The following is a 22,940-nucleotide window of genomic DNA, read 5'->3' on the forward strand; positions in this document are numbered from 1 at the left end:
GTGATTGTGGTTGAAAGAGGGTGACGTTAGGTCAGCCTGCCATGGCAGTGCTTGAACTTCTTGCCCGATCCGCAGGGGCATTTGTCGTTGCGCGACGGGTTGCCCCAGGTCGACGGATCGTTTTCGTCAAAGCCGGGCAGGGCGTCGCCCGAAGCTTCGGCCTCGGCCACCGCTTCGGCCCGATCCGCCGCCTGATCGACAGCCTTTTGCGCCTGCGCCTGTTGCGCGGCCATCTGGGCCAGCATTTCCTTTTGCTCTTCCTCGGTCAGCGGGCGCACGCGTGACAATTGCTGGGTCACGGTTTCGCGCAAGGAATCCAGCATGCTTTCGAACAGCTGGAAGCTTTCATTCTTGTATTCATTCAGCGGGTCGCGCTGGGCATAGCCCCGGAAACCCACGACCGAGCGCAGATGTTCCAGCGTCAGCAGATGCTCGCGCCATTTGCCGTCGATGGTCTGCAGCAGCACCTGTTTTTCGATGTTGCGCATGTTCTCGGGGCCGAAGGCGACGGCCTTCTGCGCCATCATCTCATCAGCCGCCTTGACCAGACGCTCGCGCATCTGTTCGTCATCGACGCCTTCCTCGGCGGCCCAGTCCTGAACCGGGGCGTCGATGGTCAGCTTGTCCTTGACCGCTTCGTGCAGGCCATCGGTATCCCACTGATCGGCATAAGATTTCGGCGGCATATATTCGTCGATCAGATCGTCGATCACCTGCTCGCGCATGTCCGAGACGATCTCGGACAGGTCATCCGCCGACATGATCTCGCGCCGCTGGCTGAACACCACTTTCCGCTGATCGTTCATCACGTCGTCGAATTTCAGAACGTTCTTGCGCATGTCAAAGTTGCGCCCTTCGACCTTGGACTGGGCGCGTTCCAGCGATTTGTTAACCCAGGGGTGGATGATCGCCTCGCCCTCTTTCATGCCCAGCGTGGTCAGCACCTTGTCCAGCCGTTCCGAGCCGAAGATGCGCATCAGGTCGTCTTCGAGGCTCAGGTAGAACACGGTGCGGCCCGGGTCGCCCTGACGGCCCGAGCGGCCCCGCAGCTGGTTGTCGATGCGGCGGCTTTCGTGCCGTTCCGAGGCCATGACGTACAGTCCGCCGGCCTCGAGCACTTTTTGCTTTTCTTCCGAATGGCGCGCCTCTTCCGCGGCGCGCAGGTCGGCGGGGTCGGCCTCGGGGTTTTCGGCCAGCGCCTGCAGCACCTTCATTTCCACGTTGCCGCCCAGCTGAATGTCGGTGCCGCGCCCTGCCATGTTGGTGGCGATGGTCACCGCGCCCAGACGGCCCGCATCGGCCACGATCTGCGCTTCCTGCTCGTGCTGGCGGGCGTTCAGAACGTTATGCTCGATGCCCTCTTTCTGCAGAAGCTGGCTCAGCAGTTCCGATTTCTCGATCGAGGTGGTGCCCAGCAGAACCGGCTGGCCGGTTTCCTGCGCCTTTTTGGTTTGTTCGATCATCGCGCCGTATTTCTCGGCAGCGGTGCGATAGACCTGATCGTCCTTGTCTTCGCGGGCAATCGGCTTGTTGGTCGGAACCTCGACCACGCCGAGGCCGTAGATTTCGGCAAATTCCTCGGCCTCGGTCAGCGCGGTGCCGGTCATGCCGCCCAGCTTGTCATACAGGCGGAAGTAGTTCTGGAAGGTGACACTGGCCAGCGTCACGTTTTCCGGCTGAATCTGCACGCCTTCCTTGGCTTCGATGGCCTGATGCAGACCCTCGGACAGGCGGCGGCCCGGCATCATCCGGCCGGTGAATTCGTCGATCAGGACAACGTTGCCGTCGCGGACGATGTAATCCTTGTCGCGCTGGAACAGCTTATGCGCGCGCAGGCCCTGATTGACGTGGTGCACGACCGTGGTGCTTTCGGGATCGTACAGCGAGTGGCCTTCGGGGATCAGGCCGTTGGCCAGCAATTGCTGTTCCAGGAATTCGTTGCCTTCGTCGGTGAAGGTCACGTTGCGCGATTTCTCGTCCAGCGTGAAGTGATCGTCGCCCAGCGATGGGATCAGCGCATCGATGGCGGTATACAGCTCGGACCGGTCCTGCGACGGCCCCGAGATGATCAGCGGCGTCCGCGCCTCATCAATCAGGATCGAGTCGACCTCGTCCACAATCGCGAAATTGTGGTGCTTCTGATAAACCTGCTCCAGATCGGCCTTCATGTTGTCGCGCAGATAGTCGAAGCCAAGCTCGTTATTGGTGGCATAGGTGATATCGCTGGAATAGGCGGCCATCTTTTCGGCATCCGCCTGACCGGACCAGATCACGCCGGTGGTCATACCCACGGCACCAAACACCTTGCCCATCCATTCCGCGTCACGCTTGGCCAGGTATTCGTTGACGGTGACGATATGCACGCCCTTGCCGGTCAGCGCGTTCAGATAGGCGGGGAAGGTGGCGACCAGCGTCTTGCCCTCACCCGTCTTCATTTCCGAGATGTTGCCCTGGTGCAGGAACACGCCGCCCATCAGTTGCACGTCAAAGGCGCGCAGACCCAGCGCGCGTTTGGCCCCTTCGCGGACATTGGCAAAGGCTTCGGGCAACAGGCTATCCAGGCTTTCCCCGTCCAGCGCCCGCTGGCGCAGCTCGGCGGTCTTTTCGGTCAGCGCCTCATCCGGCAGATTCTCGAACTCGGGCTCCAGCGCGTTGATCTTTTCGATCAGGGGGCGGGTCGCCTTGATCTTGCGGTCGTTCGGTGTTCCGAACACCTTTTTGGCGAGCGTTCCGAGTCCCAGCATGTTCACTCCAGCGGATCTGTTCTTGTCTTGGTTGCGACAGGCTTGCCCACCTTGCGCGCAACCCATAGATACGGGGGGTGAAAGGCGGCCCTGTCCAAGGCTTCAAGGCGATGTAAGCGGCAGGTTCTGAAGTGTCAACGCCGCGCCCTGTCGCGGCAAAGAAATAGGATGATTCCATGCCCAAAGGCCTCACTTTTCTGCCATCGCTGGCGCTGACCGCCGTGATGGCGCTGCCGCTGGCCGCCCAGACCGCGCCCGATGCCGCCACGGTTGTCGCCCGAGTGAACGGGGATGAGATCACATTGGGTCACATCATCGCCACCGCATCGGCCCTGCCGGCGCAATACCAGCAACTGGAAGATGACGTTCTGTATGATTTCATCCTCGAACAGCTGATCCAGCAGGAGCTGCTGAGCCAGCAGCAGGACGATCTGTCAACACAGGGCGCGCTGACGCTGGACAACGAAAAACGGTCCCTGCTGGCGGTTCAGACCGTCAACACCGTGACGGACGAGGCCGTGACGGATGAGACGGTCCAGGCCGCCTATGACGCGCAATTCGCCGATTTTGTGGGCGAGGATGAGTTCGACGCCAGCCACATTCTGGTCGAGACCGAGGACGAGGCCAAAGACATCAAGACGCAACTGGATGACGGTGCGGATTTTGCAGAACTGGCGCGCGAGAAATCCACCGGTCCGTCGGGTCCCAGCGGCGGCGCGCTGGGCTGGTTCGGCAAGGGCCAGATGGTGCCAGAGTTCGAAGCGGCCGTGCTGGGGCTGGAAAAGGGTCAGGTCTCGGACCCGGTGCAGACCCAGTTCGGCTGGCACCTCGTCATCCTGAACGACACCCGCAAAACCGAAGCGCCCGAGTTGGCCGACGTGCGGGGTGAGCTGGTTCAGACCCTGCAGCAAGAGGCGGTTCAGGCCCGCATCGACGAACTGACCCAGCAGGCGCAGATCGAGCGCCCGGCCCTGGACGGCGCGGGCCCCGAGATCATGCGGCAACTGGACCTGATTCAGGAGTAACCCCGTGGCCACGATTACCAAAGTTTCCCCGCTGGCCCCGGCGGCCTTTCCAGAACTGCCCGCGATTGACGGTGTGCGCTTTGCCACCGTCGAGGCGGGCGTGCGCTATCAGGGCCGGACCGATGTGATGCTGGCCGTGCTGGATCCGGGCACGTCCGTGGCGGGTGTTTTCACCCGTTCGGCCACCCGCGCGGCACCGGTGCTGAACTGTCAGGACAAGATCGGCGGACCCAGCGACGGGCCTGCGGCGATCCTGGTGAATTCGGGCAATGCCAATGCGTTTACCGGCCATTATGGCCAGACCTCGGTCGCCGAGGTGACGCAGGCGGTTGCCGAGGCCACCGGTGTACCGGTGGAACGGGTCTTTACCTCGTCCACCGGGGTGATCGGCGAACCGCTGCCGCATGACCGGATCGTGGCGCAGCTTGAAGCGCTGAAAACGGGCCTCAGTCGCCATGCCATCGAGGATGCGGCGCGGGCGATCATGACCACCGATACCTTCCCCAAGGGCGCGTCTGCACAGGTCGAGATTGACAGCAAAACAGTCTCTGTTGCGGGGATTGCCAAGGGGTCGGGCATGATCGCGCCCGATATGGCGACGATGCTGGTCTATATCTTCACCGATGCGCAGGTCGATCAATCCGCCCTGCAGGCGATGCTGGGCGCGCAGACGGACCGCACGATCAACTGCATCACCGTGGACAGCGATACCTCGACCTCGGACAGCCTGCTTTTGTGCGCGACCGGGGCTTCGGGCGTCGATGCCACCGGCAACGCGGCTTTTGCCGAAGCTTTGGAAACGGTCATGCTGGACCTCGCGCAACAGGTGGTGCGCGATGGGGAAGGGGCCACGAAATTCGTGGAAATCCGCGTGACCGGGGCGGCGACGGACGCCGATGCCAAGACCCACGGGCTGGCCATCGCCAATTCGCCGCTGGTCAAAACCGCCATCGCGGGCGAGGATCCGAACTGGGGCCGCATCGTCATGGCCATCGGCAAATCCGGCGCAGCTGCGGACCGCGACCTGCTGAGCATTTCCTTCGGAGACATCCTGGTGGCCGAAAAAGGCTGGGTCAGTCCCGATTACCGCGAAGAAGATGCTGCTGCCTACATGAAAGGTCAGGACCTTATCATCGCGGTCGATCTTGGACTGGGCGAGGGGAAATCCACCGTCTGGACCTGCGACCTGACCCATGGCTATATCGAGATCAACGCGGATTATCGCTCGTGAAGCCGGAGCAATTCCAGCAAAAGTGGAGCCCGGTTTTGCGTCCGGGATTGCGACCATGAAGACAGTTCTGGTGTCTGCGGTGGCTCTGATCGATGTCGAGGGCCGGGTGCTGCTTGGGCAACGCCCCGAGGGCAAGTCGATGGCCGGTCTCTGGGAATTCCCCGGCGGCAAGATCGAGCCCGGCGAAACCCCCGAAGCCGCCCTGATCCGCGAATTGCACGAGGAATTGGGCATCGACACCTGGGCCTCCTGCCTCGCACCGCTGACATTTGCCAGCCACAGCTATGATGAGTTCCACCTGCTGATGCCGCTATTCGCCTGCCGCAAATGGGAGGGCATTCCGCAGTCGAAAGAAGGACAGGCGTTGAAATGGGTGCGGGCGAACGATCTGCGGAACTATCCGATGCCGGCGGCGGATGTGCCGTTGATCCCGATATTGCGGGATTGGTTGTGAATGCGGAGCGTAAAGATGGCCTAGTGCTGCGTTTGCCGAAAACTCAGATCGGGTGCATTGGAGAGCTTTGCTGGAATGTCTAAGGTCAATTTTTCCCAATTAACTGTCGCTGAACGCAGTAAAATCGCAAAGCGGGCGCGTCGCAATATCGGCTCTGAGATCACCCTTATTCTGTCTGCTGGTTTTGCCGTGCTGATGGTCGCATTGTTTTGGTTTGGTGACCTTACATTCTTACTTTTAGCCGAATTTTTGCAGATACGCCCTACGGTTACGTGGGTTTTGTTGGCGGCACTTTTGGCTATTGTCATCGCTTCAATCCATGGCTTGATCGGGTCGAGAAGGATCGCTTTTGCTCGACAACTTGAGTTTGAGTTAAGTCAGTTCGAAGAGGCCAAAAAGAAACAAGAACAAGATATGAAAATCGTGACGATGAGAGAGGCTGAGAAAGGACGTTGCAAGGAAGAACTTTGAAAGACAAGTTTTTTCTGCGGCTAAGTTATCTTGCGAAAAATAGGAAAAACCCTCCTCCACCCCTGTTACAATTCGTAAGAATTGAGAAAACATCAGGCAAAACTTGATGCTGATCGTGCAGGCACCCCGTAATCGGGGCATTGGCGTTCGGGTCTGACCCGAACCCGCCATTTCCGGCCCGGGGAGGGGCCGGATGGGGAGGAGAGGAAGATTGGCTCAGATGCAGTCAAGCGCTGAAGGGATGGCCTCCCTTCCGGCGCTGTTACACCGCAATGCGACGCAGTTCGGGGATGCTCCGGCGTATCGGGAAAAGGAATTCGGCATCTGGCAATGCTGGTCCTGGGCCGAGACGGCCAGGGAAATCCGCGCGATTGCGCTCGGTTTTCTGGAACTGGGCGTTGAGAAGGGCGACCATATCGCCGTCATAGGCCGCAACCGTCCGGCGCATTACTGGTCGATGGTGGCGGCGCAGATGGTCGGCGCGGTGCCGGTGCCGCTGTATCAGGACTCGGTCGCGGAAGAGATGGCTTATGTGCTGGAACATTGCGGCGCGAAATATGTCGTCTGCGGCGATCAGGAGCAGGTCGACAAGGTCATCGAGATTCAGGAAAACCTGCATCAGGTCAAGCACATCCTCTATACCGACAAGCGGGGGATGCGGAAATACGACCATTCCCAGATGAACGCGCTCGAGGACATCATGTCCGAGGGCAGCGCCGGGCACGCGCGGTTCGATGCGGAACTGGACAAGCGTATCGCCGCGATCACCTATGACGATACCTGCGTGATGCTCTATACCTCGGGCACGACCGGAAAGCCCAAGGGCGTGGTGCTGTCGAACCGGAATGTCATCGAAAGCGCCAAGAATTCGGCCGAGTTCGATCACCTGACCCGGAACGAGGATATCCTGTCCTACCTGCCGATGGCCTGGGTGGGGGACTTCATCTTTTCCATCGGTCAGGCCTATTGGTGTGGTTTCTGCGTGAACTGCCCCGAAAGCGCCGACACGATGATGACCGACCTGCGCGAGATCGGGCCGACATACTTTTTCGCGCCGCCGCGCGTGTTCGAGACTCAGCTGACCAATGTGATGATCCGGATGGAGGATGCGGGCAAGCTGAAGCAGCGGATGTTCCACCACTTCATGGCCCATGCCAAGAAGGTCGGCGGGTTGCTGCTGGATGGCAAGCCGGTGGGCTTTGGCGACAAGCTGAAATACGCGCTGGGAAATCTGCTGGTCTACGGTCCGCTCAAGGACACGCTGGGCTATGGACGGTTCCGCGTGGGATATACCGCGGGGGAGGCGATCGGCCCGGAAATCTTTGACTTTTATCGCTCTCTGGGCATCAACCTGAAACAGCTTTACGGCCAGACCGAAGCCACGGTGTTCATCACCGTGCAGCCCGATGGTGAGGTGCGCGCGGATACGGTTGGCGTTCCGGCGCCGGATGTTGAGCTGAGGATCGACGACAAGGGCGAGATTCACTACCGCTCGCCCGGTGTGTTTGTCGAGTATTACAACAACCCGGACTCGACCGCCTCGACCAAGGATGCCGAGGGTTGGGTGGCCACCGGCGATGCCGGGTTCATCGAAGAAGGCTCGGGCCATCTGCGGATCATCGACCGGGCCAAGGATGTGGGCAAGATGGCCGATGGCTCGATGTTTGCGCCGAAATATGTCGAGAACAAGCTGAAATTCTATCCTGACATCCTTGAGGTCGTGCTGTTCGGCAACGGCAAGGATCGCTGCGTAGCTTTCATCAATATCGACCTGACGGCGGTGGGAAATTGGGCCGAGCGCAACAATGTGGCCTATGCGTCTTATCAGGAGCTGACGGCCAATCCGCGTGTGTTAGAGACGATCAGGGCCCATGTGGAAGAGGTGAACAAGTCGGTTGCCGCGGACGAGATGCTGTCGGGCTGTCAGGTGCACCGCTTTGTGGTTCTGCACAAGGAGTTGGACGCCGATGATGGCGAGATGACCCGGACCCGCAAGGTGCGGCGCGGCTTTGTCGAGGAGAAGTTCCACGACATTATCGATGCCCTTTATGATGGGTCGCCCAGCGTCTCTACCACCACGGAAGTGACCTATGAGGATGGCCGCAAGGGCTCGATTTCCGCAACGCTCGAGATTGTCGATGCGCCGGTTGTGTCGGTGGCGCAGCATAAGGTGGCAGCGGAATGAGGGCCGTTCGAGCGCCGCTCGACCCGCGGTCATCGCCCCGCCCGCCGTCCCGTTTTTTGGCTGGGATGGTTGCGACAGTATTGGCGGGTGCGGCTTGCGCGGCGGAGACGCAGAATGGACAAGATGCTGCTCTTGAAACCTCGGTAGACGTTTTTGATCGCTACTGCGTTCCGGCCTTGGTTAATGATGGCGGGTTGCGCCCGGATCTTGACCCGGCGGAACATGATCCATCGCAGAAGCGGATCGTCAATGCGTGGTGGGCCAGCCCGTTCAGCCTTCTGAAAGAACTGAAAACGCCCAACGGATATCGCGGCTGTCAAATTGAGCCGGTTCCCACGGCTGCGTCCCCTGAACGACCATCACCCGGGGTTCTAACCGAGCTGCAGCATCGGTTTGATGAATGGGCAGATGCGCAAAAGACTCAGAGCGTTTTTTCCGACGTGCCGCTCTGTTCGGAACCGCCGACGGCCTATCAGAGGGTGTTGGAAACACGCGTGCCGAATCCTGACGGAAACTATGTGAAAGTTTTCATGGCAGTGTTTGATGATCCCCGGAACTTCTTCATTGTAGCAGCAGAATCCGGTCCGACACCCCATTCCTGCGAGGAGGGACGTTAAAGATATGCTGGATAACTCCGAAGGATATGTCACCGAAGACGGCCGCAAGATCGGCGGTGTGGTGATGGAGATGAAGAACATCACCCTGCGGTTCGGCGGTGTGGTGGCGATCAAGGATATCTCGTTCGACATCCGCGAGGGTGAAATTCGGGCCATTATCGGGCCGAACGGGGCGGGCAAGTCCTCGATGCTGAACGTGATCTCGGGCTTTTATGTCCCGCAGGAAGGCGAGGTCTGGTTTCACGGGGCCAAACGCCCGCCGATGCGGCCCTTTGAGGTGGCGCAGCAGGGCATTGCGCGGACGTTTCAAAACATCGCCCTGTTCGAAGGGATGAGCGTTCTGGACAACGTGATGACCGGGCGGTTGGGTTTCATGAAGACCAACATCCTGCAGCAGGCCTGGTGGAAGGGCAAAGCCGAGGCGGAAGAGACCGAGAACCGTGAGGCGGTCGAGAAGATCATCGACTTTCTCGAAATCCAGCACATCCGCAAGACGCCTGTCTCGCGCCTGCCCTACGGCCTGAAAAAACGCGTCGAACTGGCGCGGGCCTTGGCGGCGGAGCCCAAGCTGCTGCTGCTGGACGAGCCGATGGCCGGGATGAATGTCGAAGAGAAAGAGGACATGAGCCGCTTTATCCTCGACGTGAATGACGAATTCGGCACGACGATTGCCCTGATCGAACACGATATGGGCGTGGTCATGGACCTGAGCGACCGGGTGGTCGTGATGGACTACGGCAAGAAGATCGGTGACGGCACTCCGGATGAGGTGCGCAGCAACCAGGAAGTCATCGACGCCTATCTGGGGGTCAGCAATGACTGATATCCGGGCAGAAATCTGGGGAGGCACCTATGCCTGAACAACTCGTATTCGCGATGGAGGTCATCCTCAACGGTCTGATGGCCGGGGTGCTGTATGCGCTGGTCGCGCTGGGCTTTGTGCTGATCTACAAGGCCTCGGGGATTTTCAATTATGCCCAAGGGGTTATGGCGCTGTTTGCGGCGATGACGTTGGTCGGGATCATGAACGGACAGGTGCCCTTTGCGCATCTGATCAACGCGATCTTCGGCACCCATGTGCATTATTTCGGCTGGAACGTTCCGGCGCTGCTGGCAATCATCCTGACCATGGCGGTGATGGTTCTGCTGGCCTGGGCGGTGCAGCGGTTCGTGATGCGGCATCTGGTCGGGCAGGAGCCGATCATCCTGTTCATGGCGACCATCGGGCTGGCCTATTTCCTTGAGGGCGTGGCCGATCTGATGTGGGGGTCCGAGATCAAGACGCTGGATGTGGGCCTGCCGCAGGGCATCAACCTGTGGATTGATGAAAGCACGTTCAACATCTTCGGCTACGGCTTCTTTATCGACAATCTGGATATCGTGGCGACGGTGATTGCGGCGCTTCTGGTGGCGGCGCTGGTGGCGTTCAGCCAATACACCAAACAGGGCCGGGCGATGCGCGCGGTGGCCGATGACCATCAGGCGGCTTTGTCGGTGGGAATCTCGCTGAACTTCATCTGGATCATGGTCTGGTCGGTGGCAGGGTTTGTCGCGCTGGTCGCGGGCATCATGTGGGGCACCAAATCGGGCGTGCAGTTTTCGCTGTCGCTGATCGCGCTCAAGGCGTTGCCGGTGCTGATGCTGGGCGGGTTCACCTCGATCCCCGGCGCCATCGTCGGCGGGCTGATCATCGGTGTGGGCGAGAAGCTGTTCGAGTTTGCCATCGGCCCGATGGTCGGCGGCGCGACCGAGAACTGGTTTGCCTACGTGCTGGCGCTGATCTTTCTGGTGTTCCGGCCGCAGGGCCTGTTCGGCGAGAAGATCATTGAGAGGGTGTAGGGCATGACCAAGCTGCTCGCCATCATCAACGTGATCGCATGGGCGGGGTTCTGGGCCTTTGGCTATATCGCGCTCACCTCGGATGATCTGAGCGCAGGCCAACTGACCGTCGCGGCGGTTCTGGCCTTTGCCGGGCTGATCATGGGGGTTCTGGCCTATCTGAAACTGGTGCGCGCGTCCGAGGCCACCGGATACGCCAAAGGCTCCAACCAACTCGACACTGAGGCCCGCAACCGGGCGCAGGAAGAATGGGGAAAGTAAGACATGTTCTATCGTGAGGCCGGGGACTTCAAAGTCTCTTACGTGGATGACAGCCAGACCTTCCCGATCAAATTTGACCGGTATCGTTATTATGTCGTTCTGGCGGTGGCGTTCGGGATCATCCCCTTCATCATCAACGATTACTGGGCCAACGCCCTGCTGCTGCCGTTCCTGATCTATGCCATCGCCGCGATCGGGCTGAACATTCTGGTGGGCTATTGCGGGCAGGTGTCCTTGGGCACCGGCGGGTTCATGGCCGTGGGGGCCTATGCCTGTTATAAGCTGATGACTGCCTTTCCGGATGTCAGCATGTTCATCCATATCATCCTTGCCGGAGGCATCACGGCCATTGTCGGCGTGTTGTTCGGCCTGCCGTCCCTGCGGATCAAGGGGTTCTATCTGGCGGTGGCGACGCTTGCGGCGCAGTTCTTCCTTGTGTGGCTGTTCAACCGGGTGCCGTGGTTCTACAACTATTCGGCCTCGGGCCAAATCAACGCGCCAGAGCGCGATGTGTTCGGCGTCATCATCACCGGCCCCAACGCGCCCGCATGGGCCACCTACCTGTTCTGCCTGATCTTCCTGACCCTCTGCGCCCTGATTGCGCGCAACCTGACGCGCGGCACCACGGGCCGGAAATGGATGGCGATCCGCGACATGGACATCGCCGCCGAGATCATCGGGGTGAACCCGCTGAAGGCCAAGCTGACGGCCTTTGCGGTCAGCTCCTTCTTCGTCGGCGTCTCGGGCGCGTTGTTCTTTGCGGTCTATCTGGGCGCGGTCGAAGTCGGCGAGGTGTTCGGCATCCAGAAATCGTTCCTGGTGTTGTTCATGATCATTATCGGCGGATTAGGGTCTATTTTCGGGTCCTTTGCCGGCGCGGCGTTTCTGGTGCTGCTGCCGGTGGTGCTGAAGCTGATCGGCGTCGATGTGCTGGGCTGGCCCACCGATATCGTGGCGCATCTGCAACTTGTAGTCGTCGGCGCGTTGATCGTGATGTTCCTGATCCTGGAACCGCACGGGCTGGCGCAGCTGTGGCGCGTCGCGAAAGAGAAACTCAGACTCTGGCCGTTCCCGCATTAGGGCCGGCCCAATCAAAAGACGGGTGGCAAGCCCGAAACCCAACATCGGATCAATCAAGGGAGGAGACACCCGATGAAGAAGAAACTGGCAACCATGGCGCTGGGCGCCCTGATGGCTGCAGGTCCCGCACTGGCGGATCTGGTTATCCCGTCGCTCAGCTATCGCACCGGGCCTTTCGCAGCGGGTGGTATTCCGTTTGCAGATGGGTATGCGGACTATTTCACCATGCTGAATGAACGGGATGGCGGCATCGGTGGCGTTCCGATCCGTCTGATCGAATGTGAGACCGGCTATACAACGGAAAAGGGTGTTGAATGCTACGAGTCCACCAAGAATGAAGGCTCACTGGTGTATCAGCCGCTGTCGACGGGCATCACCTATCAGTTGATCCCAAAGGTCTCTGCCGATGGCATTCCATTGCAGACCGTTGGCTACGGACGGACCTCGGCGGCCAATGGTGACGTTTTCAAATGGGTATTCAACTACCCTGCGAATTACTGGAACGGTGCGTCGGGTGCGGTGAACCACATTCTTGAGGAAAACGGCGGTGACATCAGCGGCAAGAAAGTGGCGCTGGTCTATCACAACTCGGCCTATGGCAAAGAGCCGATCCGTACGCTGGAAGAACTGTCCAAGAAACACGGGTTCGAACTTGCCTTGCTGCCTGTCGATTCCCCCGGTCAGGAACAGAAGTCGCAATGGCTGCAAATCCGACGTGACCGGCCGGATTATGTGGTTCTCTGGGGCTGGGGCGTGATGAACCAGGTCGCCATTCAGGAGGCTGCCAACATCCGCTTCCCGATGGAGAACTTCATCGGTGTCTGGTGGTCCGGGGCCGAGCCGGACGTGTTGCCGTCTGGCGAAGCATCGAATGGCTACAAGGCGCTGGCCTTTACAGCGACCGGGGACAACTTCCCTGTCTTTGAGGACATCAAGAAATATGTCCACGATGCCGACAAAGCCGCCGGTGCGGGCGACAAGGTTGGAACGGTGCAGTATAACCGCGCCGTCTATTCGGCGATGCTTGCTGCCGAGGCCATACGGAAAGCGCAGGAAATCCACGGCGTTGCAGATATCACGCCTGCCATGATGCGCGACGGTATGGAAGCTCTGAGCATCACCGATGAGCGCATGGCCGAGCTGGGGATGAGCGGGTTTGGTCCGACATTCGATGTCAGCTGTGAAAACCACGGCGGTCCGGGACTGGTTGCCGTCACCCAATGGGACGCAACCGCGCAAGAGTGGAATGTCATTTCGGATTTCAAACCGACTGACACCGAAGTTATCGGGGCGCTGATCGCCGAGGATTCTGCAGCCTATGCCGCAGAAAACAACATCGAAGGGCGCTGCAGCTAAGGCGCTTTGATATCCGGGGCGGTGGTGCGTTGCCGCCCCGACCCAAACACAAGGCATGAGGACACGCGCTGATGCTGGATGCGGCACAAACCACCGACGTGCAGGCCGAAACCCTGCTTGAAGTGAACAATATCGAGGTGATCTATAACCACGTCATCCTCGTGCTGAAAGGTGTCAGCCTGACGGTGCCCAAGGGCGGCATCACCGCGCTGCTGGGCGGCAACGGGGCGGGCAAGACCACCACGCTCAAGGCGGTGTCGAACCTGCTGCATTCGGAACGGGGCGAGGTCACCAAAGGCTCGATCAAGTATCGCGGCACCAGCGTGCATGAAAGCGACCCCGCCGATCTGGTGGAAAAAGGCGTCATTCAGGTGATGGAAGGCCGCCACTGTTTCGAACATCTGACGGTCGAGGAAAACCTGCTGACCGGAGCCTATACCCGCAAGGATGGCTCAGCCGCGATTCAGCAGGATCTGGAACTGGTCTACAATTATTTCCCGCGTCTGAAGGAACGCCGCCGGAGCCAGGCGGGCTATACCTCGGGCGGGGAACAGCAGATGGTGGCGATGGGCCGGGCGCTGATGTCGCGGCCCGAGACGATCCTGCTGGATGAGCCTTCGATGGGGCTGGCGCCGCAGCTGGTCGAAGAGATTTTCGGCATCGTGAAGGATTTGAACGAGAAAGAGGGCGTCTCGTTCCTGCTGGCCGAGCAGAACACAAATGTGGCTCTAAGGTTTGCCCATTACGGCTATATTCTGGAATCGGGCCGTGTGGTGATGGACGGCCCCGCCGCCGAACTGCGCGAGAACCCGGACGTCAAGGAATTCTATCTCGGCATGTCCGAAGAGGGGCGCAAAAGCTTCCGGGACGTGCGCTCGTACCGCCGCCGCAAACGGTGGCTGTAAGCGGAAGGAGGATCAGGTGATGACCAAATATTACGATACGCTCGAAACCCGGTCCGCCGACCAGCGCGCCGCAGATCAGGCGCAGGCATTGCGCGTACAGCTTGACCGGGCCAGATCTGCCCCGGGGTTTCAGGCGCATCTGGCCGGGGTCGAGGCGGGCGCCGTTACCTCGGTCGAGGATCTGGTGCAACTGCCGGTGCTGCGCAAATCCGATCTGGCACAGGCGCAGGCATCGCGCCCGCCCTTTGGCGGCTTCACCGTGAAACCGGCGCGGCATTTTCAGCATGTGTTTCAGTCTCCGGGGCCGATCTATGAACCCGGCAGCACCGATCCCGACTGGTGGCGCATGGGGCGGTTCCTGCATGCGGCGGGGGTTTGTCCGGGTGACATCGTGCACAATTGTTTCGGGTACCATCTGACCCCCGCGGGCATGATCTTTGAAAGCGGCGCGCGGGCCGTTGGGGCTTCGGTCCTGCCGGCAGGCACCGGCCAGACCGAGCTGCAGGTGACCGCCGCGCGCGATGTGGGCTGCACCGCCTATGCCGGGACGCCCGACTATCTGAAGGTGATTCTGGACAAGGCGGATGAGATGGGCGTTGCGCTGGGCTTCACCTCGGCTGTTGTGGGCGGCGGCGCGCTGTTCCCCTCGCTGCGTCAGGACTACGCGGATCGGGGGATTTCCTGCCTGCAATGCTATGCCACCGCCGATCTGGGCAATATCGCTTATGAAAGCCCGGCGATGGAGGGGATGATCATCGACGAGCACGTGATTGTCGAGATCGTTACCCCCGGCACCGGGACCCCGGTTGCGCCGGGTGAGGTGGGCGAGGTCGTTGTAACCTCGCTGAACCCCGACTATCCGCTGATCCGTTTCGCCACCGGCGATCTGTCGGCGATCATGCCGGGCGTTTCGCCCTGTGGCCGTACCAACCTGCGGATCAAAGGTTGGATGGGTCGCGCCGATCAGACCACCAAGATCAAGGGCATGTTCGTACGCCCCGAACAGGTGGCCGCGCTGGTCGACAAGCATGATGAGATCGTCAAGGCCCGCGTCATCGCCGCCCGTCAGGGCGAGATGGACACGATGACCGTTCAGATCGAAAGCCGGGGCGGGGATGACATGACTTATGCCCGGTCGGTGGCCGAGGTGCTGAAACTGAAAGGCGCGATCGAGATTGTCGCCCCCGGGTCCCTGCCCAAGGACGGTCTGGTGATCGAGGATCAGCGGGTTTACGAGTGACAAAACCCCTTCCTGCGGCAGGAAGTGCCGCAGATTTGTTGCCCGGCCCACTGGTGTTTCTTAGCGTTTTGGTCGATTAAAGGCGGGCATTTTCGCCTTTGCCAGTCACAAGCCGGGATGATGGCCCAGATCGACTATTCTCAGAACGGATCGCGAAATCGCGGCGTGCGGGGCACCCGGCTGCTGGCCGGGGTGGCGTATTTTGTCTCGGCGGCCTGCCTGTTGCCGATGGTGGCGGTTGTGCTGGCGGCGCTGACCGGCGGGACGGATACGATCGCTCATCTGATGGATACGGTACTGCCGCGCTACACCGCGACCACGCTGATCCTTGTGGTGCTGGTGGCGGCGGGCACGTTTTCCATCGGAACAGGGGCCGCCTGGCTGGTGACGATGACCCGCTTTCCCGGCGTGCGGCTGCTGGAGATTGCGCTGGTCCTGCCGCTGGCCTTTCCGGCCTATGTGCTGGCCTATGCCTATACGTTCATTCTGGATCACCCCGGCATCGTTCAGTCCACCCTGCGCGACGTGACCGGGTGGGGGCCGCGCGACTACTGGTTCCCGGAAATCCGCTCGACCGAGGGCGCGGCGGTGATGTTGATCCTTGTCCTCTACCCCTATGTCTACCTGCTGGCGCGGGCGGCGTTCCTGCAGCAAAGCGCCACGGCCTTTCTGGCCGCGCGGGCGCTGGGCAACAACCCGTGGCTGGCCTTCCGGCGCGTCTCGCTGCCGATGGCGCGCCCGGCGATTGCCGGAGGGGTGCTGCTGGCGATCATGGAGACCATCGCCGATTTCGGCACCGTGTCCTATTTCGGCGTGCAGACCTTTGCCACCGGCATCTATACCAGCTGGTTTTCCATGGCGGACCGGGCTGCGGCGGCGCAGCTGGCGCTGTGCCTGCTGGTCTTTGCACTGGTCATGGCCGTAGCCGAACGCACCCAGCGCGGCAAGGCGAAGTACTATCAGGCGGGCAAGCAACATGCGGCACAACCGGCGGCGAATTTATCCGGCTGGAAGGCGCTTGGCGCGTTCCTGCTCTGCGCTATTCCGGTGCTGTTCGGGTTCCTGTTGCCGGTGATCATTCTGGTCGAGATGGGGCTGGAGTCGGAACAGAACCTGCTGTCGCAGCGATATCTGGACTTCATCCAGAATTCGCTGATCCTTGCGGGCACGGCGGCGGTGATCACGGTCTGCGCCGCCATCAGCGTCGGGTTTTTCCAGCGGCTGCGGCCCGGTCGCGCCTCGTCTGCCACCGCCTATATCGCGCGGCTGGGCTATGCGGTGCCGGGCGGGGTGATCGCCGTGGGGCTGATCGTACCCTTCGCCGGGTTCGACAACGCGCTGGACGCGTGGATGCGCGAGACCTTCGATGTCTCGACCGGGCTGCTGGTGACGGGTTCGATCTGGCTGTTGGTGGCGGCTTACATGGTGCGGTTTCTGGCCGCCGCCCTCAGCGCTTACGAGGGCGGGCAGAGCACGGTGCACGCCAATATGGACGCTGCCGCGCGGTCATTGGGGCAGACCCCGCTTGGGACGTTGCGGCGGGTGCATCTGCCGATCCTGACCCCATCGCTGCTGACCGCGTTGCTGATCGTGTTTGTCGATGTGATGAAAGAACTGCCCGCGACGCTGATCATGCGGCCCTTCAATTTTGACACGCTGGCGGTGCAGGCCTATCGGCTGGCCTCGGACGAGCGGTTGGAGGGGGCTGCAGTGCCGTCCTTGGTCATTCTGGCGGTTGGATTGCTGCCGGTGATCCTGATCTGCCGTCAGGTCGGGCGCAGGTAACACTCGCGCCGCAATTCGTGTGCAAACGCGCATCGGGCTTGATTCGAATGCGATTTCCGGCAAGGCTTGGGGTATGAACATGCAGCCTCCCAGCCGGTTCTCTGCAAACTCGGCCCAGATGCCCGTCGCGTTCGACCGGCGCGAGATGTCCCAGATCATGTCCGTTTACGGCCGGATGGTCGCCGCCGGAGAATGGCGCGATTACGGCATTTCCAACCTGCGCGACATGGCGGTGTTTTCCATTTTCCGACGGACCGCGGAACACCCGATCTACCGGGTCGAAAAAGACCCGCGGCTGCGGTCGAAACAGGGCATGTACTCGGTGGTGGGCATGGACGGGCGCATCCTGAAACGCGGGCAGGACCTGCGCACGGTGCTGCGGGTGCTGGAACGCAAGCTGATCCGGGCGGTCAACCCGGATTAGAGCCGCTTATGCGCGGTCACGGGCCCGTCGCCCTGCGCCTCAATGCGCGCGATGGCCTGATCCATCGGTTCAAATGCAACGGCCATGTCATGGGCATTGGCATGCAGGATCAGGTTGTCGCCATAGACCCACGCCACATGCCCTTTCCAGAACAGAAGATCACCCCGTTCGGCTTTTGCCCGTTCGGGCAGGGCCGTGCCTAATGCGCGTTCCTGATCGTCGCTGTCGCCGGGGCAGGGGATGCCACAGGCCAACAGCCCGGCCTGCACGATACCGGAACAGTCGATTCCAAAGCGGCTGTTGCCGCCCCACAGGTAGGGCGTGCCCAGAAACAATTCGGCCACCGCGACCGGATCGTTCATTTTGTCTGCGATGGGCGCGGTGTGAATGGTTGGAACGAACCCCAGTTCGGTTTCCAGAAACTTGCCCTGTTCCGAGGTGGCCCGGACCCTGCTGCCAAAACTCAGCGCGGCCAGATCGGGGCTTTTTATATTCGCCTGCGTGTAAGCATGGGTTGATGGCGCGGTGATCCAGTGTGTCGCCTCGGCGTCTTCACCCAGATGCGCGGAGGATACCCAACCGGGATAGCCATCCTTGTCTGCGGTGATCCGGCTCCACCCCTCGTTGTCCTGCGTGACCTGCACCGTATCCCCAAAGATCAATTGCCGGTCACGCGGCCCGTCCGGGCTGCGCAGCAGGTCAACGACCGGTTGGATGATGCGCTTGCGGGTCACAGGCCCAATACCTTGGGCAATGCAGTCAGGATCGCGCGTGGCCCTTGCCCGAGGCCGCCTTTGCTGCGCCCGGGAGCTTTGCTGGGCTGCCAGGAGTAGATGTCGAAATGCATGTAGGCGCTGGTTTCCACAAAACGGCGCAGGAACAGCGCTGCGGTGATCGACCCGGCAAACGCGCCAGAGGGCGCGTTGTCCAGATCGGCGATGCCGGGTTCGATCATCGCCTCATAGGGTTCGTGAAACGGCATCCGCCAGACCGGATCGGCGGCCTGAGGGGCGCTTGCCGCCAACGCTGCGGCGGTGGTGTCGTCATCGGTGTAGAACGGGGCCAGATCGGGGCCCACGGCCACCCGCGCGGCGCCGGTCAGGGTGGCCATCGAGATCACCAGATCGGGCTGCCCCTCATCCGCCAGCGCCAGTGCGTCGGCCAGCACCAGCCGCCCCTCGGCATCGGTATTGTTGATCTCGACCACCAGACCCTTGCGCGAGGTCAGGATATCGCCGGGCCGGAAGGCGTTGCCTGCGACCGCGTTTTCAACCGCCGGGATCAGCACCCGCAATTGCAGCGGTAGGTCCAGCGCCATGATCATCCGTGCCAGCCCCAGCACGTTAGCGGCCCCGCCCATGTCCTTTTTCATCAGGCCCATCGAATTGCCGGGCTTCAGGTTCAGGCCACCGGTGTCAAAGCAAACCCCCTTGCCCACCAGCGTCAGCTTCGGCCCGCTTTCGCCCCAGTTCATGTCGATCAGCCGAGGCGCTTGCGCCGCCGCGCGCCCGACCGCGTGGATCATGGGGAAATCCTGTTGTAGCGCATCGCCGCGCACCACCTCGCAGTACGCACCATATTCCTGTGCAAGCTCTTCCGCCGCCGCCTGCAACTGGTCCGGCCCCATATCCGAAGCAGGCGTGTTGACCAGATCGCGGGTCAGCGCCTCGGCCTGCGCCATGACCTCGATCCGGGCGGCATCGACGCCGTCGGGCGCGATCAGAGCGGCCTTGGCGGGCGATTGGCTGGCATAACGGTCATAGGCATAGCCGGTCATCAGCCAGCCGAGACACTCCACCTCCAACCGATCGGCGGGAATGCCTGACGCGATGTGATAGGTGGCCTTGGGCAAAGCCTCGGCCGCTGCGGCCAGCGGGAACCGCTTGCGCGCCCGTTTGGTCGTGGTCCCGTATCCGGCCAACGCCATCTGCGGCGTGCCATCCGTGCCGGGCACCAACAGCGTTTGACCCATCGCGCCGGTAAACCCGTTGCTGCCCACCCAACTTTGCACGCGGTTCGGCTGATCCTGCAGCCACCCGTCCAGATCGGGCTGCGCGATCACATAAAGCGGCAAGGACGGGTCAGAGGGCGAGGCAAAGGTCAGGGGCATAGGCGTCTCGGGCTTGGTCAATTCGTCCCCAGACTAGCGGCCCACCATCTGCCCGCAACCCCCGTCAGACTGACATGTCCTGCTGATCCCAGACCGCCGTCAGCGACCGTTCGCCCACGCGGATCAGCCGACCCAGCGTTGCGCCCGTGGCCACCACGTCACCGGCATCCACCGTCTGCGCCACGTCGCCTGCCACGCGGGCCAGCGCGGTCATGCCGATCTGGTCCGATATCGCCACCAGCGATCTGGCGCATTTGCGCAGGTCAACCCAGTCGCGCTGCCGCCAGAAGCGTTCGCAGTTTGACAGGCGCACCGCCAGTTCTTCGACCGTGCGGCACAAGACGTCCAGCGCGTTCTTGTCGCCCAGTTGCCGGTAAAGCCCATTCAGCCGCTCGGAATCCAGACGCACGGATTCCGTGTGTTCCAGTGTAAGTATCTTATCCACCACATTCACCCCAATCGTCACGCCCCCACGGCGCAGTCAGATACTGCGGTGCAATTCCTTTGCAAAACCTTGCGCCGAGTTTGGATAATGGCTCGAATTTTTCGCGAATTCGGTATAGAGCAACCGGCAGCATAAAGAACAGGGACGCCGAAATGGACTTAGCCAAACCTCTACCGACCTATCTGGTAAAGCGCTATCACGGCTGGAAGGCCACCACTTATTCAGAAAATCAGGTCTGGTACCGGCGGCTTGCGACCGAAGGCCAGCGCCCGCGCGCAATGGTGATTTCGTGCTGCGACAGCCGGGTGCATGTGACATCGATGTTCGGCGCGGATCAGGGCGATTTCTTCATTCACCGCAATATCGCGAACCTGGTGCCGCCTTATGCGCCCGATGGCGACCACCACGGCACCAGCGCCGCGATCGAATATGCCGTCACCGCGCTGAAAGTGGCGCATCTGATCGTGCTGGGGCATTCGCAATGCGGCGGCGTGCAGGGCTGTATCGACATGTGCAAGGGTCAGGCGCCGCAACTGGAAGCAAAAGAAAGTTTTGTGGGCCGCTGGATGGACATCCTGAAACCCAAATACGAACTGGTCGCGGATGTCGAAGACAGCGTGGAACAGGCGCGCCTGTTCGAGCGTCAGGCGGTTGTGGCCTCGCTTGAGAACCTGATGAGCTTTCCATTCGTTTCGGCGGCGGTGGAACAGGATGCGCTTAGCGTGCATGGGCTGTGGACGGATATCGGCGAGGGCGGGCTGGAATGTTACGACCCGCATCAAAAGAAGTTCGTCCCGGTCTGAACCCGCGCCATTTGGGGTCTTGTGCCCTGCCGTTTTGGTGTAAGCTCTGAACATTCGTTTATGTTCGGAGCACCCCATGACTTTTCTAAAACGCATTTTCGGCGGCCTGATCGTCATTGTTCTGATTCTGGTCGGCGTCTCCTACCTGCTGCCCGGCAAGGCCGAGGTCTCGCGCAGCGTCCTGATCGACGCCCCGCCCGAGGCCATCTTTCCCTATGTGAACTCGATGCAGGAGACCGAAAAATGGTCGCCCTGGCTGGAGCGTGATCCCGAAACCAAGCTCAGCTATTCCGGCCCCGACGCGGGTGTCGGCAATACGCTGAGCTGGAGTTCCGATAACGATCAGGTCGGGTCCGGCACGCAGGAAATCATCGACAGCGTCGAAAACCAATCCGTCAAAACCGCACTGGATTTCGGTTCGATGGGCACCGCAACCGCGTTTTTTACCTTGCAGCCCGAGGGCGCGCAGACAGAGGTCACATGGGGGTTTGACTCGGACCTCGGGCTCAACCCGATGGCCCGCTGGATGGGGCTGATGATGGACAGCTGGGTCGGCGGCGATTATGAGCGCGGGCTGGACAATCTGAAAACCGTGGTCGAAGCGCAGGGGTGACAGCAGGACGTGTACGGGATTTGTACGGACAGTTTGCGTTTTGGGGCGTATGTTCCTGCAAAGTTCTGCAAGTTACGCTGTTTTGATTCTGGATCGGGATCGCGCAACCTTTAACTTTAAAAGGTTTTTCTGGCGACCCCGGCAGGATTCGAACCTGCAACCTGCCCCTTAGGAGGGGGCTGCTCTATCCAGTTGAGCCACGGGGCCGCGCAAGGCTCTCTGTACCGTGGATTTTTCGGGTTGTCATGACCTTTGCACAATTGTTGTACACGCCGCCCTGTTCACGCTACCATCGGGCAAAACAACAACGCAGGTGCCCTTCGTGAATACTGATACCAAACGCCCGCTTACCCTCCGCGATGTCTCAGAAGCGTCCGGAGTGTCCGAGATGACGGTCAGCCGGGTCCTGCGCAACCGGGGTGATGTGTCAGACGCGACCCGCACCCGTGTTCTGGCGGCGGCGAAAGAGCTTGGATATGTGCCCAACAAGATTGCGGGCGCCCTGGCGTCGAGCCGGGTGAATCTGGTGGCGGTGATCATCCCGTCGCTGTCGAACATGGTCTTCCCCGAGGTTCTGACAGGCGTCAATCAGGTTCTGGAAGATACCGAGCTGCAGCCGGTTGTTGGCGTCACCGACTATCTGCCTGAAAAGGAAGAAAAGGTTCTGTACGAGATGCTCTCTTGGCGGCCCTCGGGCGTGATCATTGCGGGGCTCGAACATACGGATGCGGCCCGCGCCATGCTGGATTCGGCGGGGATTCCGGTGGTCGAGATCATGGACACCGACGGCAAGCCGGTGGATGCGATGGTGGGGATCTCGCACCGCCGCGCCGGGCGCGAGATGGCACAGGCGATCCTGAAGGCGGGGTACGAACATATCGGGTTCATGGGTACCAAAATGCCGCTGGATCACCGCGCGCGGAAGCGGTTCGAAGGCTTCACGGAAGTGCTGGGCAAACAAGGTATCGAAATCGAAGACCGCGAGTTTTATTCGGGCGGATCAGCGCTGGCCAAGGGCCGCGAGATGACGCAGACAATGCTGGAACGCTCGCCTGAGCTGGATTTTCTGTATTATTCCAACGATATGATCGGGGCGGGCGGGCTGCTCTACCTGCTGGAACAGGGTATCGACGTTCCGGGCCAGATCGGCCTGGCCGGGTTCAACAATGTCGAACTTCTGCAGGGCCTGCCGCGCAAACTGGCCACGATGGATGCCTGCCGGCTCGAGATCGGCCGCAAGGCTGCCGAGATCATCACCGACCGGTTGAATGACCCCAGTTCCGAGATCGAAACCCGGGTCACTCTGACCCCGAAAATCAGCTTTGGCGACACGCTGAAACGGCGCTGAACAG

Annotated in this window: 22 protein-coding genes and 1 tRNA gene; 18 read left to right on the forward strand and 5 right to left on the reverse strand. The window is 61.0% G+C overall.

Annotation, left to right across the window (positions count from 1 at the left end; translation table 11 throughout):
• Positions 1–26: 26 nt before the first annotated feature.
• Positions 27–2,744 (reverse strand): preprotein translocase subunit SecA, encoded by a 2,718-nt coding sequence (secA, locus tag ACR0EZ_RS06895; RefSeq protein ID WP_480611915.1) that lies wholly within the window; start codon positions 2,742–2,744, stop codon positions 27–29.
• A 176-nt stretch (positions 2,745–2,920) separates the two neighbouring features.
• Between secA and ACR0EZ_RS06900 the strand changes: the two genes are divergently transcribed.
• The 15 genes from ACR0EZ_RS06900 (at position 2,921) to ACR0EZ_RS06970 (ending at position 17,617) form a co-directional block, all read left to right on the forward strand.
• Positions 2,921–3,769, forward strand: a complete 849-nt coding sequence (locus ACR0EZ_RS06900; protein ID WP_480611916.1) for a peptidylprolyl isomerase — start codon at positions 2,921–2,923, stop codon at positions 3,767–3,769.
• 4 nt (positions 3,770–3,773) lie between these two features.
• A complete protein-coding gene (gene argJ / locus ACR0EZ_RS06905) occupies positions 3,774–5,000 on the forward strand; it encodes a bifunctional glutamate N-acetyltransferase/amino-acid acetyltransferase ArgJ (protein WP_480611917.1) in 1,227 nt (408 codons plus the stop codon).
• Positions 5,001–5,055: 55 nt separating this feature from the next.
• Positions 5,056–5,454 carry an 8-oxo-dGTP diphosphatase MutT gene (gene mutT, locus ACR0EZ_RS06910; protein WP_480611918.1) on the forward strand — a complete coding sequence of 133 codons (399 nt, stop codon included), beginning with the start codon at positions 5,056–5,058 and terminating at the stop codon, positions 5,452–5,454.
• Between the two features lie 75 nt (positions 5,455–5,529).
• Positions 5,530–5,925 carry a hypothetical protein gene (locus ACR0EZ_RS06915; protein ID WP_480611919.1) on the forward strand — a complete coding sequence of 132 codons (396 nt, stop codon included), beginning with the start codon at positions 5,530–5,532 and terminating at the stop codon, positions 5,923–5,925.
• Positions 5,926–6,166: 241 nt separating this feature from the next.
• Positions 6,167–8,110 carry an AMP-binding protein gene (locus ACR0EZ_RS06920; protein ID WP_480611920.1) on the forward strand — a complete coding sequence of 648 codons (1,944 nt, stop codon included), beginning with the start codon at positions 6,167–6,169 and terminating at the stop codon, positions 8,108–8,110.
• 65 nt (positions 8,111–8,175) lie between these two features.
• Positions 8,176–8,727, forward strand: coding sequence for a hypothetical protein (locus ACR0EZ_RS06925; RefSeq protein ID WP_480611921.1), 552 nt, complete (start codon positions 8,176–8,178; stop codon positions 8,725–8,727).
• 4 nt (positions 8,728–8,731) lie between these two features.
• Positions 8,732–9,550, forward strand: coding sequence for an ABC transporter ATP-binding protein (locus tag ACR0EZ_RS06930; RefSeq protein WP_480611922.1), 819 nt, complete (start codon positions 8,732–8,734; stop codon positions 9,548–9,550).
• A gap of 29 nt (positions 9,551–9,579) precedes the next feature.
• Positions 9,580–10,566 carry a branched-chain amino acid ABC transporter permease gene (locus ACR0EZ_RS06935; RefSeq protein ID WP_480611923.1) on the forward strand — a complete coding sequence of 329 codons (987 nt, stop codon included), beginning with the start codon at positions 9,580–9,582 and terminating at the stop codon, positions 10,564–10,566.
• Positions 10,567–10,569: 3 nt separating this feature from the next.
• Positions 10,570–10,827: a hypothetical protein gene (locus ACR0EZ_RS06940; RefSeq protein WP_480611924.1), complete on the forward strand. Its 258-nt coding sequence runs from the start codon at positions 10,570–10,572 to the stop codon at positions 10,825–10,827.
• 3 nt (positions 10,828–10,830) lie between these two features.
• Positions 10,831–11,907, forward strand: a complete 1,077-nt coding sequence (locus ACR0EZ_RS06945; protein WP_480611925.1) for a branched-chain amino acid ABC transporter permease — start codon at positions 10,831–10,833, stop codon at positions 11,905–11,907.
• A 72-nt stretch (positions 11,908–11,979) separates the two neighbouring features.
• Positions 11,980–13,263 carry an ABC transporter substrate-binding protein gene (locus tag ACR0EZ_RS06950; RefSeq protein ID WP_480611926.1) on the forward strand — a complete coding sequence of 428 codons (1,284 nt, stop codon included), beginning with the start codon at positions 11,980–11,982 and terminating at the stop codon, positions 13,261–13,263.
• A gap of 71 nt (positions 13,264–13,334) precedes the next feature.
• Complete coding sequence (locus ACR0EZ_RS06955) at positions 13,335–14,168, forward strand: ABC transporter ATP-binding protein (protein ID WP_480611927.1); 834 nt, start codon at positions 13,335–13,337, stop codon at positions 14,166–14,168.
• A gap of 19 nt (positions 14,169–14,187) precedes the next feature.
• Positions 14,188–15,408, forward strand: a complete 1,221-nt coding sequence (locus ACR0EZ_RS06960) for a phenylacetate--CoA ligase family protein (protein ID WP_480611928.1) — start codon at positions 14,188–14,190, stop codon at positions 15,406–15,408.
• A 120-nt stretch (positions 15,409–15,528) separates the two neighbouring features.
• On the forward strand, positions 15,529–17,193 hold the full coding sequence (locus ACR0EZ_RS06965; RefSeq protein ID WP_480611929.1) for an ABC transporter permease: 1,665 nt from the start codon (positions 15,529–15,531) through the stop codon (positions 17,191–17,193).
• Between the two features lie 73 nt (positions 17,194–17,266).
• Entirely contained in the window at positions 17,267–17,617 is a 351-nt protein-coding gene (locus ACR0EZ_RS06970) for a DUF2794 domain-containing protein (RefSeq protein WP_480611930.1), read from the forward strand.
• On the opposite strand, the gene ACR0EZ_RS06975 is transcribed toward ACR0EZ_RS06970, so the two are convergent.
• The 3 genes from ACR0EZ_RS06975 to ACR0EZ_RS06985 form a co-directional block, all read right to left on the reverse strand.
• A complete protein-coding gene (locus ACR0EZ_RS06975; RefSeq protein WP_480611931.1) occupies positions 17,614–18,351 on the reverse strand; it encodes a C40 family peptidase in 738 nt (245 codons plus the stop codon). The genes ACR0EZ_RS06970 and ACR0EZ_RS06975 overlap by 4 nt on opposite strands.
• Entirely contained in the window at positions 18,348–19,727 is a 1,380-nt protein-coding gene (locus tag ACR0EZ_RS06980) for a leucyl aminopeptidase family protein (protein WP_480611932.1), read from the reverse strand. Before ACR0EZ_RS06980 ends, ACR0EZ_RS06975 begins: the two co-directional genes overlap by 4 nt.
• Before the next feature lie 64 nt (positions 19,728–19,791).
• Positions 19,792–20,181 (reverse strand): hypothetical protein, encoded by a 390-nt coding sequence (locus tag ACR0EZ_RS06985; RefSeq protein ID WP_480612396.1) that lies wholly within the window; start codon positions 20,179–20,181, stop codon positions 19,792–19,794.
• 143 nt (positions 20,182–20,324) lie between these two features.
• On the opposite strand from ACR0EZ_RS06985, the gene ACR0EZ_RS06990 reads away from it, so the two are divergent.
• Positions 20,325–20,975, forward strand: a complete 651-nt coding sequence (locus ACR0EZ_RS06990; RefSeq protein WP_480611933.1) for a carbonic anhydrase — start codon at positions 20,325–20,327, stop codon at positions 20,973–20,975.
• Between the two features lie 76 nt (positions 20,976–21,051).
• Complete coding sequence (locus tag ACR0EZ_RS06995) at positions 21,052–21,588, forward strand: SRPBCC family protein (protein ID WP_480611934.1); 537 nt, start codon at positions 21,052–21,054, stop codon at positions 21,586–21,588.
• A 130-nt stretch (positions 21,589–21,718) separates the two neighbouring features.
• On the opposite strand, the gene ACR0EZ_RS07000 is transcribed toward ACR0EZ_RS06995, so the two are convergent.
• Positions 21,719–21,795 (reverse strand) — tRNA-Arg (locus ACR0EZ_RS07000).
• A 115-nt stretch (positions 21,796–21,910) separates the two neighbouring features.
• Between ACR0EZ_RS07000 and ACR0EZ_RS07005 the strand changes: the two genes are divergently transcribed.
• Complete coding sequence (locus ACR0EZ_RS07005; protein ID WP_480611935.1) at positions 21,911–22,936, forward strand: LacI family DNA-binding transcriptional regulator; 1,026 nt, start codon at positions 21,911–21,913, stop codon at positions 22,934–22,936.
• Positions 22,937–22,940: the final 4 nt, after the last annotated feature.

Source organism: Ruegeria sp. AK4 (genome assembly GCF_056541025.1).

Excerpts from the sequence above, each read along its gene's own strand:
- secA (WP_480611915.1), bottom strand. The coding sequence starts at position 2,744 with ATGCTGGGACTCGGAACGCTCGCCAAAAAGGTGTTCGGAACACCGAAC.
- ACR0EZ_RS06900 (WP_480611916.1), top strand. The coding sequence starts at position 2,921 with ATGCCCAAAGGCCTCACTTTTCTGCCATCGCTGGCGCTGACCGCCGTG.
- mutT (WP_480611918.1), top strand. The coding sequence starts at position 5,056 with ATGAAGACAGTTCTGGTGTCTGCGGTGGCTCTGATCGATGTCGAGGGC.
- ACR0EZ_RS06915 (WP_480611919.1), top strand. The coding sequence starts at position 5,530 with ATGTCTAAGGTCAATTTTTCCCAATTAACTGTCGCTGAACGCAGTAAA.
- ACR0EZ_RS06920 (WP_480611920.1), top strand. The coding sequence starts at position 6,167 with ATGGCCTCCCTTCCGGCGCTGTTACACCGCAATGCGACGCAGTTCGGG.
- ACR0EZ_RS06925 (WP_480611921.1), top strand. The coding sequence starts at position 8,176 with ATGGTTGCGACAGTATTGGCGGGTGCGGCTTGCGCGGCGGAGACGCAG.
- ACR0EZ_RS06930 (WP_480611922.1), top strand. The coding sequence starts at position 8,732 with ATGCTGGATAACTCCGAAGGATATGTCACCGAAGACGGCCGCAAGATC.
- ACR0EZ_RS06935 (WP_480611923.1), top strand. The coding sequence starts at position 9,580 with ATGCCTGAACAACTCGTATTCGCGATGGAGGTCATCCTCAACGGTCTG.
- ACR0EZ_RS06940 (WP_480611924.1), top strand. The coding sequence starts at position 10,570 with ATGACCAAGCTGCTCGCCATCATCAACGTGATCGCATGGGCGGGGTTC.
- ACR0EZ_RS06945 (WP_480611925.1), top strand. The coding sequence starts at position 10,831 with ATGTTCTATCGTGAGGCCGGGGACTTCAAAGTCTCTTACGTGGATGAC.
- ACR0EZ_RS06950 (WP_480611926.1), top strand. The coding sequence starts at position 11,980 with ATGAAGAAGAAACTGGCAACCATGGCGCTGGGCGCCCTGATGGCTGCA.
- ACR0EZ_RS06955 (WP_480611927.1), top strand. The coding sequence starts at position 13,335 with ATGCTGGATGCGGCACAAACCACCGACGTGCAGGCCGAAACCCTGCTT.
- ACR0EZ_RS06960 (WP_480611928.1), top strand. The coding sequence starts at position 14,188 with ATGACCAAATATTACGATACGCTCGAAACCCGGTCCGCCGACCAGCGC.
- ACR0EZ_RS06965 (WP_480611929.1), top strand. The coding sequence starts at position 15,529 with ATGGCCCAGATCGACTATTCTCAGAACGGATCGCGAAATCGCGGCGTG.
- ACR0EZ_RS06970 (WP_480611930.1), top strand. The coding sequence starts at position 17,267 with ATGAACATGCAGCCTCCCAGCCGGTTCTCTGCAAACTCGGCCCAGATG.
- ACR0EZ_RS06980 (WP_480611932.1), bottom strand. The coding sequence starts at position 19,727 with ATGCCCCTGACCTTTGCCTCGCCCTCTGACCCGTCCTTGCCGCTTTAT.
- ACR0EZ_RS06990 (WP_480611933.1), top strand. The coding sequence starts at position 20,325 with ATGGACTTAGCCAAACCTCTACCGACCTATCTGGTAAAGCGCTATCAC.
- ACR0EZ_RS06995 (WP_480611934.1), top strand. The coding sequence starts at position 21,052 with ATGACTTTTCTAAAACGCATTTTCGGCGGCCTGATCGTCATTGTTCTG.